Below are 12,035 nucleotides of genomic sequence, written 5' to 3'. Positions count from 1 at the left end.
AATGCTTCTAAACTAAACATAGGGCAGGTGCTGGATTTAACGCTATTTTCAGCTTACTACCTGCTCCTTTCCTTATCCCGAACTCAGGTTAAATATCAAATTACTCTTGCAGGTTCTGCCAATCTGAAAGTACCATTTCCATCTGGCAATGTTCGCCATATTTCAGATATTAAGGTAGACCCCGTAGGAATTGTGTACATTACCTCAGCAAGTGATGCCGGAGATGATGGGCCATTTCAGTCAGCTGTGTATGTCGCTGGTTACTTGGGATTTCGTGGTAATAAAATTGTATGGCGACAAAATTCTCAATTTGTTCCTCTCTACCGCTCTGATTATCACAAAATTGAAGGTATGGAACTTGTTCCCGGTGCAGAAGGCGGTGTGATTGTTGGTACAGATGATGAAAATTTGGGTTCCTATGTATACATTGTGGGTGGAAGTTAATCTATCCTTTCAGATAAAATTTTTGTATAAATTTCATAATTTTCTTGATCGTAGCAACAAAAAATTACTCTTTGGGGGCGACCATTCCTTTGTAATTGTTCTTCACATATTTTCACTGCAATCTCAGCAGCTAGAATCTTAGGATATTTATAAATACCAGTACTAATGCAAGGAAATGCCAAAGTATTAAATTCTTTATCGGCGGCGATTTGCATACACTTGTAGTAACACTGAGCTAGAAGTTCGGGTTCTTTATTATTACCTCCTCGCCATACTGGACCCACTGTATGAATGATAAAGCTTGCAGGCAAGCGATATCCTTTGGTGAGTTTGGCATCGCCAATTTTGCATCCTCTAAGCGATCTACATTCATCAACAAGTTCTGCTCCAGCTGCTCTGTGTATTGCTCCATCTACTCCACTACCTCCAAGCAGACTTGTATTTGCAGCATTTACAATTGCATCAACTTGTAGCTTTGTAATATCACCCAAAATAACTTCCATAAAACTTGAGCTTGGTTAAAAAATCGAACTGATTGCTGTTAATTTGCGACTCTGTAATACATATACATAGGATTTTGTCAAGATTCTTGGTGCGCTCGCAACTTGGTGTAAGTTGACCATTATCTTATCGATAACGGCCACTCATTAATTACCTCTACACATTAAATCGGAACAACATTACATCCCCTTCCTGCACAACATACTCTTTCCCTTCACTGCGAACCAACCCTTTCTCCTTCGCCCCATTCATCGAACCGTTTGTTACTAAGTCTTTATAAGCGACAGTTTCGGCGCGAATAAATCCCCTTTCAAAATCACTGTGAATTACACCAGCAGCTTGAGGTGCAGACATTCCCGTATTAATTGTCCAAGCGCGGGTTTCTTTCGGCCCCGAGGTGAAATATGTTCGCAAGCCCAAAAGGGTGTAGGTTGCACGAATCAATGATTTCAAACCGCCTTCTTCCACACCTAAAGAAGCAAGAAAATCAGCTTTATCTTCATCTGGTAATTCCACTAATTCAGCTTCAACTTGAGCCGAAACTATCACAACTTGGGCATTTTCAGTTGCTGCAATTTGCCGCACTGTTTCCACAAAATCATTACCAGTTGCCAACTCATCTTCAGATACATTCGCCGCGTAGATAATCGGCTTATAAGTGAGCAAATCCAGTCCTTTAATAATTACTGCTTCTTCTTCATTCAAGCTCACCTGACGCACCGATTTCCCTTCATTTAAAGCCGCAGCTAATTTTTCTAAAACTGTGATTTCAAACTGTGCATCTTTGCTAGTACGAGCTTGTTTGCGAGTGCGGTCAATTCGCCGCTCAATTTGTGCTAAATCTGATAAACCGAGTTCTATATTAATGATTTCAATATCTCGTGCTGGGTCAACAGAACCAGCAACGTGGATAATATCGTCATTCTCAAAACAACGTACTACATGGACGATCGCATCAACTTCCCGGATGTGGGACAGGAATTGATTTCCTAGTCCCTCACCCTGACTTGCACCTTTAACTAAACCGGCAATATCCACAAATTCCACCCGCGCCGGGATAATTTGTGCCGAACTGGCAATCTTAGCAAGAACATTTAACCGTTCATCCGGTACTGCGACAACGCCGACATTCGGTTCAATCGTGCAAAAAGGGAAGTTAGCTGCTTCTGCTTTGGCATTAGCAACTACAGCATTAAATAAAGTAGATTTTCCGACGTTGGGAAGTCCGACAATTCCGGCTCTTAGCATTTTGGATTTTAGATTTGGGATTTTGGATTACATTACCAAGGTAATCTAAACAGGTTCCGGTATGGTTTGAGGAATTGGTTCTGGAACTGTTTGAGGAATCGGCTCAGGAACCGTCTGAGGAATGGGAGCAGGTACTGGTTCTGGTACAGGCCCAGGTAAAGGTTGGGGTATCGCTGGCCCCGGTACAGGTTCAGGACTAGGTAGCGGATTTGGCTCAGGATTGGGGCTAGGTAGCGGGTTCGGGCTAGGAGTAGGAATTTGTGGTTCGGGTATAGAAATCGCAGTGGGATTAATCATGGAAAGTCTAAATTAAATTATTTAACCTTTTCACGCTAGATGAGAACCTCATCTATTGACATCTCCCCAAATAGCTATACCCACGAACACTTCATTTAATAATTTACCGCTCTTGTGATTAATTCGTAGCGAATTCTTAGCGTCCTTCCGCGCCCCTGGAGCGTTGAAATTTCACCCCTCAATTCGGCACAATTTTACACAAAACTGTACTAAACTACTCCTCTTTTACCTTATTTACCACCTCTGGCACTGGATCGTAACCACCTGGATGAAACGGATGACAGCGCAAAATCCGCCGAGTTGCCATCCAGCTACCACGTAACACTCCAAATCGTTCAATAGCTTCAATAGCATACATCGAACAAGTTGGTTGAAAGCGACAAGTCGGGAGAAACAACGGCGAGATAAACATTCGGTAGCCCCGAATCAGCCAAATAAATAATAATTTCATTGCAGCTACCCAAATCTTATAAATTAGTAATAGGGGTAAAAATTTTCATTTTGTCGCATCTTTGTTAATTACATTTTCTGACTTCACCTCAATTCCGGTTTTCTGGCTGCAAATTGCGTTGGCTGCAATTTGGGTGTTACTCATCCTCCTGATTGCATGGGTGGTAAACCGCTTCACCGCCAACCCAGAAATCGTGCGGAAGATTGTTCATATTGGCACTGGTAATGTGATTCTAATCGCCTGGTGGCTCGATATTCCCGCCAGTATAGGGATTACAGCTTCTATTTTAGCGAGTGCAATCACCTTATTATCCTACCGATTGCCCATTCTTCCTGGTATTAATAGTGTTGGACGGCAAAGTTTAGGGACATTTTTTTACTCTGTCAGTTTCGGTATTTTAGTTGCTTGGTTTTGGTACTTGCAACAACCTCAGTATGCAGCACTCGGAATTTTGGTAATGACTTGGGGAGATGGACTAGCTGCCTTGATTGGACAACGTTTTGGTACACACAAGTATAAAGTTTTTGGTACAGAAAAAAGTTGGGAAGGCTCCTTGACTATGATGTTTGTTAGCTATTTCATCAGTGGTTTGATTTTAGTTGGAACTGAAGGAAACAGTTGGCAAACTTGGGTAATATCGCTGATAGCGGCAGTTATAGCTACGGCTTTAGAGGCTATTTCATTTTTGGGTATTGACAATTTGACCGTTCCCTTGGGCAGTGCAGCGCTTGCCTTCTTTTTAAGTCAGTTAATTTTGATTTAGTAGTTGCCTTGAGTACTATTTCCAACGATTTTTTATTACTCTGAAAAAATAAACTCTTCATTACATATTATGCTGACTTACATTGCAAATAGCTGAAAACCCTTACTATGTAATAAAAATGAACATTATTTACTAACATTCTAGGGCTTTGGCAGTGATTTGGAGTTTTAACTTGATTTAAAATAGTATTAAAACAGATCCCAAATAATCTTCAATGCGTTCTTAAATATCTCTAGGAATATTTGAAAATAAGTCTAGTCGTGCCAAAGTTTCAAGTTGACTCCCAGTCAAACGCTAATTTTTCGTATCAGCTCAATTAACAAAAAATAAATCTTTTTGATTATATTCAATACGACCCATTACGTGAAAATTGAACCGAGTTGATTACCGCGCTCGCTCCAAAATCCAATCGAGTAAAATCGGATTGACTAATTCCGGCGCTTCATCCTGCGGACAATGCCCTACTCCCTCTAAAGGAATAAACTTTTCTACTTGCGGAAAGTTAGCTAATTCTCTCCCTAATTTAATTGGTTCCCACGGATCGGCCGTTCCCCACAAAATAATCACAGGACACGCTAACAGTGGCAAAAGGTCTTCAGGTAATGGCCCTGTAGAATAAGAAGTAAAAGCAAGAAACACAGCCCCAGCCCCCGGATCGCTTGCTGGTGAAGTGAGAATATCTACTAACTCATCTGTCACCATCTCAGCATTCGCATAAGCTTGCAGTAGAATTTTCCGCACCGTTTTTGGTTTGGCGAGTTGATTGAAAAAGAAATCGCCAACTGCTTTAATAGATAGCACCCGTTGCAGCAAAGGTGCTCCGTAACGACGAGATAAAGGTAAAGTTACCCGTTTGCGATCGTGTAACAGCCGTAAAGAACAGTTGAGCAAAGCAACTCCCAAGGCAATATCTGGGTTACTTACTGCTGTTTGCATGGCTACAATACAGCCAATAGAATTTCCGACTAAAAAAGCTGGATCACCGACAACTTCACGGCAAAAATCTGCTACTTGCTGTCCCCAGGTTTCTAATGTGTAGGTAATTTTTTCACCAGGTTGAGGTTTTGCGGAAGCGCCAAAACCAATCAAATCGATCGCATAAACACGGCAATTTTCCCCTAATACGGGAATATTTTTTCGCCAGTGCCACCAAGAAGCACCAAATCCATGCACTAGGACAACAGCTGGCCCAGTAGTTCCTTGGGTTTGATAACAGATCGGAAAATCTTGCCAAATCCAGGTTTTTGTAGAGTTAAGTGCTGTTTTTGAACTTGAGGTTGTCATGGTAAATTTGATGTAAACAAGGCTAAAAGCTTTTTAGCAGCAAGGCACAAGTAAAATTGTTTTGAATTTACATAAAATTTATCAGATTTTTAAAATAAATCCTTTGCTCTAGTGATAGCTTATACATATACCACAAAAGCTTCTAAGCTGATAATTTTATTCAGTATAGATTTTCATCTTATTGATAGAAGTAACTTACTCACAACTGAGATTATCTCAGTATTAGAAATCATAATTTATCTAATATGAGTAATATTTTGGTTATTTTTGAAATATGAGTGAATTAGCATCAGTGCTAGATTCAGTAGTTTCACAATTTACGCTCGCAAATTTGGTCTATAAGATTGGCGAATATGAGGCATCGGCTAAGGGGTGGTTTGCAACTGGAAACTGACGCTGAATTTAACAATATTTTTCTTGTTCCTAGTTCTGCGAGCCAGAAATTATGAATCTACTAGAAATAATTGATACTCCCGTTGGGAGCTACGCACCAGATTTTGAACTACCAGGAATTGATGGTCAAGTACACCATCTCAGGCGTTATCTTGAAAAGTTCCGAGCAGTCGGCGTTATTTCTCTATCTAACCACTGTTCTTATGTAGAGCGGTATTTAGGCAGGCTGAAAAACATTCAAGCTGAATTTGCCCTAAAAGGCTTCACACTAATTGGACTCAATGGTAGTAATGTTGACTACGACACTAAATCAAGCTTTGAAAAGATGAAAGCTTTTGCCCGATGTCACCAGTTGAACTTCCCCTACCTATGGGACTCAACGCAAGATGTGACTCGTAGTTTCGGGGCAACAAAAACACCAACGGCCTTTCTCATAGACACAAATGGTATAGTCCGTTACAAAGGTAAAATTGATAATCATCCCCAAGAGCCATTATTCGTGAGAGAGGATTATTTGAGAACTGCGATCGCTTCTCTGTTTAAAGGAGAAGAAATAGTAATACCACAAACAGAACCAGTCGGGACTACATTGATTTGGCGTAACTAGACATAGATAGTCCCTGTAACTGCTATCTTAAATTGGAGGCAATTGCAACTTTTTTGATAAAGCGTAACTTCATGGGAACCAATTACCGACGGGTTTTACTCAAACTGAGCGGTGAAGCCTTAATGGGCAACATGGGCTATGGCATCGATCCAGAAGTGGTCAAAGGAATAGCACAAGAACTAGCAGAGGTGATAGCCACTGGAACTCAAATCGCCATAGTTGTTGGCGGCGGCAATATTTTTCGTGGCGTCAAAGCAGCGTCGGCGGGGATGGACAGGGCAACCGCTGACTATATCGGGATGATTGCCACGGTAATGAATGCCATGACGCTGCAAGATTCGCTAGAACGCATAGGAGTACAGACGCGAGTACAAACCGCGATCGCTATGCAAGAATTAGCAGAACCATATATTCGTCGTCGTGCCATCCGTCATCTTGAAAAAGGGCGGGTGGTAATTTTTGGTGCTGGTTCAGGAAATCCCTTTTTTACTACAGATACGACTGCGGCATTAAGAGCAGCAGAAATCGATGCTGAGGTGATTTTTAAAGCCACCAAAGTAGATGGAATATATGATGCCGATCCTCATATTTATCCTGACGCCAAGCGTTACAATAGCTTAACCTACGCGCACGTTTTAGCCCAAGATTTGCGGGTGATGGATAGTACTGCGATCGCTTTGTGTAAAGAAAATAATATCCCAATTCTGGTATTTGATCTAACGGTGCGAGGAAATATCCACCGAGCAGTCTTGGGAGAATCCATCGGTACCCTTGTGGGAGGTTCTTGTGAAATTAGCTGAAGCTGAAAGTACGATGCAAAAAACCGTTGAGGCAACTCAACGAGCTTTTAACTCGATTCGCACTGGTCGCGCCAATGCGAGTCTATTAGATAAGGTATTGGTGGACTATTACGGTTCACCTACTTCCTTGAAATCACTGGCAAATATTAGCACACCGGATGCTACGACGATTTTAATTCAACCCTACGAGCGCAACACCCTAAACATCATTGAGAAGGCTATTTCCCTCTCTGATGTGGGTTTAACACCCAGTAACGACGGTTCTGTAATCCGGTTGAATATTCCGCCCTTGACAAGCGAGCGTCGTAAAGAATTCGTCAAAATGGCATCCAAATATGCTGAAGAGGGTCGTGTTGCTATTCGCAACATTCGCCGCGATGCCATAGACGCCATTCGCAAACAGGAGAAAGCCTCTGAAATCTCCAAAGATGAATCAAAAGACCAACAAGACAACTTGCAAAAACTGACAAATGAGTACACTACCAAAATAGACTCGCTGTTGGCAGAAAAAGAAAAAGACATTACGACTGTTTAAGGTCTCAAGTCTTGAACATAAAGGCTGAAGGATAATGGATAAATTCTTCAGCCTTTATCACTTCTTATTTATTGCATAAATCTTAGAAAAATTGATCGAGTAAGTAAGTGGACATGAATAATGAAAGTAGGAACAATTCATAAATTGCCCCTACTCAATAGAAAATAAACTAATTCTGGAGCAAAAATTTAATATGTACGACTGCATCATCGTCGGCGCTGGGCCAGCTGGTGGAACAGCTGCATATCATTTAGCCAAGCAAGGCCGCTCAGTATTAGTGTTGGAAAAAGAATCTCTGCCAAGGTATAAACCTTGTGGCGGTGGCGTATCTCCAGCGATCGCTCAATGGTTTGACTTTGATTTTAGCCCAGTAATTTCTGTAAAAGCCGACTCTGTTCGCTTTACCTGGAAATTAGGCGACCCTGTGGAAGCAAAAATCGCCACCAAAGAACCAATTTGGATGGTGCGACGAGATATATTTGACCATTTCCTAGTGCAACAAGGACAGAAGCAAGGGGCTGAACTACGAGATAATACAGAAGTAACTGGTATTGAGTTTCAAGGTGACTATTGGCAGGTTAACACAGCCAATGGCCCAGTTACAGGTCGCTACTTAATCGCGGCTGATGGTGCTAAAGGGTCAATGGCAAAATGGCTAGGCTTTAAAGACCGTAAACGCCGTTTAGCAGGAGCTTTGGAGGCAGAAGTTGCTACAACTGTCAAGGATAAATCTACAATTCACTTCGAGTTTGGCTTGGTAAAAAACGGCTACATTTGGAACTTTCCAAAAGCTGATGGTTATTCCATTGGTGTCGGTACATTTCTTGGGGGCGAACCCCAGGATTTTAAGAAAATTTTAGATGAGTACGCGCGATCGTTTAATGTAGATATCAAAACTGGTAAGCAATATGGTTATCCCCTTTGCTTGTGGGATGGCAACCAAAAGTTACATACCCAAAATGCGGTTTTAGCTGGGGAAGCCGCTTGTGTAGTCGATCCGATGACAGCAGAAGGCATTCGTCCGTCAATTTTTAGCGGTTTGATTGCAGCAGGAGCTATTGATGAGGCTCTTTCAGGTGATACTAACGCTTTAGAAAAATATAGCGAAGCCATCAATGAACAATGGGGTACTGAGATGGCTTGGGCACAAAAATTAGGTGGAGCATTCTATCGCTTTCCAGGGATCGGCTACAAAGTTGGTGTCAAGCGCCCCTCTGGTGCGAAAATCATGGGTCAGATTCTGTGTGGAGAACTTCGCTATGGCGACGTTGCCGATCGTGCCCTCAAGCGTTTAATTCCTGGTTTTGGAGGTTAATTAAGACAAGTTGCTTAAGCAACTTGTAAAAGCTAGGCAAACTTATGCTACAGGGTACTAGGCATTTCTCAATATGGCAATTTACTTGACAAAACGGCTGTCTATGTTCGCTAATATTCTTGCTCTTGTTCTCTTCATGCCGGGAATTGCCTTAGCTGCACCCGTTCAAATCAATACTCCTTCTGGTGTTATTTTTACCCAAACGACCAAAACTACAAACTATTCCACTTCGTCGGAGATTAACCTGACTCCTTTACAACGCCAAGAACTCCAGGCTGTGCGTCAGAGAAGAAACAGGGAAATTGAGGCAGTGTTAACCTCATCGCAACGTGCTCAACTTACTCACAATCTCCGGGCTGGTAATAATATCAATCAAGCGTTAGAAAAACTAAATTTGCAACCAGAGCAGCAAGATTTGGTAAAGGCGATCGTGCAATTTACTAACTTGAAAATGAAAGCTGTTTCATCTAGACATTTGCTAAAAATCGGAGATAAGTAAAGGTTTGATTTGTAAAACTTATGGAAACAAAGGCAAATCCCTCAATAGTCTGCCTAGAGAGGAATTTTGGGGTGAGTGTGGCGTTGATTTTTTAACTGCTAGTTTAAATTATTTGCTTTCTCAACTGCTTCTTTTAACTCTTCAAAGGTAATACTACCGTCTTTGTCTGAATCATACTGTACTAGTAATTCCTGGGGACTAGTGGTATTTGTTTCTGATGAGATGATTGCACTTAAGCCAGGACTTAAAAAAAGATCATTAATGGATACTTTGCCGTCTTGATCGCCATCTAAGGTATTAAAAAGAGATTGAAGCTCTTGCTCGGTTGTCATAAGTTTTTATCTGAATTAATTTTTCAATTTAATATCTCAAAATCTTGACAAAGACGCAAGGACAGTTAAGGAAAATTTAATTAAATTTTTATACTTGGCAATGTCTTCTTATAAGAGGCTCGACCGCGCATTATAGATTTTTCAAAACGCTGGGTGATACAGTAAAATCTACTTTCGCGAATTGATGCGGACAACAGCGATGTCTGGCTCAGGTTCGGAGTATTGGCTCAACTGAATGGGATCTTGCACCCGAATTAAGGCAACTTCTACTAGCGATCGCTTGAGATAATCAGATACACACATTGTTGTCGCTACATGAAGAAGATTTTGGCAGGACTGCGCCAAAACGAATTTATTGTACGCTAAGGAATTAGTGTAATTCCTAAAACCCTTGTCATACAGTAGTTTCAGCTTCACTAAAAATTAGATTTTTTCCTTCTCAAAGGACGTATATCAATGCTACTTACTGACTTAAGATTCCAAGTATAATCAGCACTCAAGTTGATATGTTCCCACCCCATTGGTAATAAATGTTGTAAGTATTCAAGCGGGATAATTACGCCCTCAGACACTTGAAGCCTTGTTGGTTGATGCTGTGAGTGCCAGATCAAAAATTAAGATTAAATGTCTTAATTGCTGACGATATTCTGCAACACTGGAAGATGATTTTTTCAAACCGTGTGTACAGCCAATCAGTAAGCTCGCAAAATTAGATGGCTGAAAACTCCCACGACTCAATTCAATCTCTCCGGTTTCGTCGGCTTGACGAATTGCCTCTGTAAGTAATTCCTCAAACCGTTTGGAGGAGGAAAGAAAAATATCTGCCGCGATCACATTCTTGAGATCGATTAGCTCGCTTCCATGTGGCGAATCGCAAACTAGCTCAAATAGCTCTAGATCCTTCCCTTCAAACGCCGCATTTAGACGCTCTCTAAATCCGAGTTCAGACTGGAGTGCAGTTTCGGCACGGACGAGCGCATTGCTATGCAAATATTCGGACAGCGTTCTAAAAATGTCTTCCTTATTTTGAAATAACAAGTAGAGTGCTGCACGGGAAATACCCGCAATTTTAGCAATATCATCCATTGCGGTGCGCTTGAAGCCATACCGCCCAAAACATTCTAAAGCTGCTTTAAGAATGCGATCGCGCTTTGTGGGCAGCGCTGATGCAGAGCCGATGCTATCACCTTTGGCGGGGCTTTGCCCATTGTGCTTTGAATCTGGCGGAATTTTCATATTTGACATACTGACATATTAAAGTTAGTATGTCAATGACGTTTTGACAAATTGTGTTTTTTTTGTCATAAATACGGAGTCTCAGAGGTAAAATGACCATGAAAGCTGCAATCTTAAAGGCGTTCGGCTCGCCACTTGCCGTCGAGACTTTACCTGACCCTGTACTGGGTACGGGGGAGGTCATTATTGATGTCGTGGCCGCCCCGGTACTGTCTTACAGCAACGAGGTCTTCAGCGGCGAGCGGCAATATCTGCTGAAGCTGCCGGTGGTACCGGGATGCGGAGCCGTCGGACGGGTGCGGTCTGTAGGACCGGACGCGACGCGGCTGGTCGCTGACGACTGGGTAGTGTGCGATCCGACCGTGCGCTCGCGCGACAACGCCCTAACCCCCGACATCACCTTGCAAGGCTGGAGCGCCCGTGGTGAAGGAGGCTTGCGCTTGCAACAGTATTTTCACCACGGCTCCTTTGCCCGGCAGATGCTGGTGCCGACGGAAAACGCCATCCCCGTCGGTGCGCTTGACCCAGCAGAGGCGGGGCGCTGGTGCGCGCTGAGTGTGCTGTTGGTACCGTATGGCGGGCTACTGGCGGCCAACCTAAAAGCTGGCGAGACGCTATTGGTCAGCGGGGCTACCGGCAACTATGGCAGCGCCTGCGTGGCTGTAGCCCTGGCGATGGGTGCGGGTTGCGTCGTCGCACCGGGCCGCAACGAGCAGGTACTAGCGGACTTAGTGCGTCGGTTTGGCGACCGGGTGCGCCCTGTACATCTCACCGGCCACGAGGACGATGACCGGGAGCGGATGCAGCGAGCGGCCCCCGGACCTATTGACTGCGTGCTGGACATCCTGCCGCCCTCAGCGGGCACGACTCCGGTGCGGGCCGCCGTCATGGCGGTACGGCCTTACGGGAGGGTAGTGCTGATGGGGGGCGTTGGGATGCTGGGAGATCCCGGACTAGAACTACCTTACCCGTGGATCATGAGGAACTGCATCACCATACACGGCCAATGGATGTATCCACGTGAAGCTACCATTCGCCTGGTCGGTCTCATCCGCTCCGGACTCCTGGATCTGAGCAATTTCGACATCACGGCATTCGATCTGGACGACGCAAACGAAGCTGTCGCGCACGCTGCTACTAATGGCGGTCCCTTCAAGTTGACCGTGATTGAGCCATGATGATTGTGCAGTTTTGCTTACTGTGGTCAGATTTCTGCGACTACGGCAAGCAGAACTGTGGTCGGGTAGCAGGACTATATCGCTATAATCCCGCCCCCTCAGAACCGGACTTGCGCCTTGCAACGCATCCGGCTCAAGCAAGTCATAAACTA

General features: G+C 43.4%; 15 protein-coding genes and 1 pseudogene. 8 read left to right on the top strand and 8 right to left on the bottom strand.

The features are described from left to right. Nucleotides 1-444 (top strand): annotated as a pseudogene (locus V7K89_RS20060) (hypothetical protein); the annotation flags it as partial. Here the strand turns inward: V7K89_RS20060 and V7K89_RS20055 are convergent. The 4 genes from V7K89_RS20055 to yidD all read right to left on the bottom strand — a co-directional run bounded on the left by V7K89_RS20055 (nucleotide 441) and on the right by yidD (nucleotide 2,941). Continuing rightward, nucleotides 441-947, bottom strand: coding sequence for an O-acetyl-ADP-ribose deacetylase (locus tag V7K89_RS20055; protein ID WP_335190155.1), 507 nt, complete (start codon nucleotides 945-947; stop codon nucleotides 441-443). The pseudogene V7K89_RS20060 and the gene V7K89_RS20055 overlap by 4 nt on opposite strands. Before the next feature lie 154 nt (nucleotides 948-1,101). Then, complete coding sequence (gene ychF / locus V7K89_RS20050) at nucleotides 1,102-2,193, bottom strand: redox-regulated ATPase YchF (protein WP_335190152.1); 1,092 nt, start codon at nucleotides 2,191-2,193, stop codon at nucleotides 1,102-1,104. A 45-nt stretch (nucleotides 2,194-2,238) separates the two neighbouring features. Continuing rightward, nucleotides 2,239-2,490 carry a hypothetical protein gene (locus V7K89_RS20045; RefSeq protein WP_335190150.1) on the bottom strand — a complete coding sequence of 84 codons (252 nt, stop codon included), beginning with the start codon at nucleotides 2,488-2,490 and terminating at the stop codon, nucleotides 2,239-2,241. Nucleotides 2,491-2,704: 214 nt separating this feature from the next. Then, entirely contained in the window at nucleotides 2,705-2,941 is a 237-nt protein-coding gene (gene yidD / locus V7K89_RS20040; protein WP_335190148.1) for a membrane protein insertion efficiency factor YidD, read from the bottom strand. 61 nt (nucleotides 2,942-3,002) lie between these two features. On the opposite strand from yidD, the gene V7K89_RS20035 reads away from it, so the two are divergent. Next, nucleotides 3,003-3,704 (top strand): diacylglycerol/polyprenol kinase family protein, encoded by a 702-nt coding sequence (locus V7K89_RS20035; RefSeq protein WP_335190146.1) that lies wholly within the window; start codon nucleotides 3,003-3,005, stop codon nucleotides 3,702-3,704. A 384-nt stretch (nucleotides 3,705-4,088) separates the two neighbouring features. Here V7K89_RS20035 and V7K89_RS20030 read toward each other — a convergent pair whose 3' ends face one another. Continuing rightward, nucleotides 4,089-4,988 carry an alpha/beta fold hydrolase gene (locus tag V7K89_RS20030; protein ID WP_335190144.1) on the bottom strand — a complete coding sequence of 300 codons (900 nt, stop codon included), beginning with the start codon at nucleotides 4,986-4,988 and terminating at the stop codon, nucleotides 4,089-4,091. Between the two features lie 445 nt (nucleotides 4,989-5,433). On the opposite strand from V7K89_RS20030, the gene V7K89_RS20025 reads away from it, so the two are divergent. The 5 genes from V7K89_RS20025 (at nucleotide 5,434) to V7K89_RS20005 (ending at nucleotide 9,137) form a co-directional block, all read left to right on the top strand. Continuing rightward, entirely contained in the window at nucleotides 5,434-5,988 is a 555-nt protein-coding gene (locus V7K89_RS20025) for a thioredoxin family protein (protein WP_335190142.1), read from the top strand. Between the two features lie 71 nt (nucleotides 5,989-6,059). After that, a complete protein-coding gene (pyrH, locus tag V7K89_RS20020; RefSeq protein WP_335190140.1) occupies nucleotides 6,060-6,788 on the top strand; it encodes a UMP kinase in 729 nt (242 codons plus the stop codon). After that, nucleotides 6,775-7,323 carry a ribosome recycling factor gene (gene frr / locus V7K89_RS20015; RefSeq protein ID WP_335190138.1) on the top strand — a complete coding sequence of 183 codons (549 nt, stop codon included), beginning with the start codon at nucleotides 6,775-6,777 and terminating at the stop codon, nucleotides 7,321-7,323. Before pyrH ends, frr begins: the two co-directional genes overlap by 14 nt. 193 nt (nucleotides 7,324-7,516) lie before the next feature. After that, nucleotides 7,517-8,638 carry a geranylgeranyl reductase family protein gene (locus V7K89_RS20010; protein ID WP_335190136.1) on the top strand — a complete coding sequence of 374 codons (1,122 nt, stop codon included), beginning with the start codon at nucleotides 7,517-7,519 and terminating at the stop codon, nucleotides 8,636-8,638. A 73-nt stretch (nucleotides 8,639-8,711) separates the two neighbouring features. Further along, on the top strand, nucleotides 8,712-9,137 hold the full coding sequence (locus V7K89_RS20005; protein WP_335190134.1) for a hypothetical protein: 426 nt from the start codon (nucleotides 8,712-8,714) through the stop codon (nucleotides 9,135-9,137). Nucleotides 9,138-9,235: 98 nt separating this feature from the next. Here the strand turns inward: V7K89_RS20005 and V7K89_RS20000 are convergent, their stop codons facing one another. The 3 genes from V7K89_RS20000 to V7K89_RS19990 form a co-directional block, all read right to left on the bottom strand. Continuing rightward, the gene (locus V7K89_RS20000; RefSeq protein WP_335190132.1) at nucleotides 9,236-9,469 is read right to left on the bottom strand and encodes an EF-hand domain-containing protein; all 234 of its coding nucleotides are present in this window, start codon (nucleotides 9,467-9,469) and stop codon (nucleotides 9,236-9,238) included. A 168-nt stretch (nucleotides 9,470-9,637) separates the two neighbouring features. Continuing rightward, on the bottom strand, nucleotides 9,638-9,772 hold the full coding sequence (locus V7K89_RS19995; RefSeq protein WP_335190130.1) for a hypothetical protein: 135 nt from the start codon (nucleotides 9,770-9,772) through the stop codon (nucleotides 9,638-9,640). A gap of 261 nt (nucleotides 9,773-10,033) precedes the next feature. Next, complete coding sequence (locus V7K89_RS19990; protein WP_335190128.1) at nucleotides 10,034-10,714, bottom strand: TetR/AcrR family transcriptional regulator; 681 nt, start codon at nucleotides 10,712-10,714, stop codon at nucleotides 10,034-10,036. Nucleotides 10,715-10,803: 89 nt separating this feature from the next. Between V7K89_RS19990 and V7K89_RS19985 the strand changes: the two genes are divergently transcribed. Then, nucleotides 10,804-11,883 carry a zinc-binding alcohol dehydrogenase family protein gene (locus tag V7K89_RS19985; RefSeq protein ID WP_335190126.1) on the top strand — a complete coding sequence of 360 codons (1,080 nt, stop codon included), beginning with the start codon at nucleotides 10,804-10,806 and terminating at the stop codon, nucleotides 11,881-11,883. The last annotated feature ends 152 nt before the right edge of the window (nucleotides 11,884-12,035 follow it).

It is taken from the genome of Nostoc sp., assembly GCF_036917515.1.
GTDB lineage: Bacteria > Cyanobacteriota > Cyanobacteriia > Cyanobacteriales > Nostocaceae > Nostoc.
Note: the sequence above shows the minus strand (reverse complement) of the source record. Positions and strands in the feature narration are given on the sequence as shown.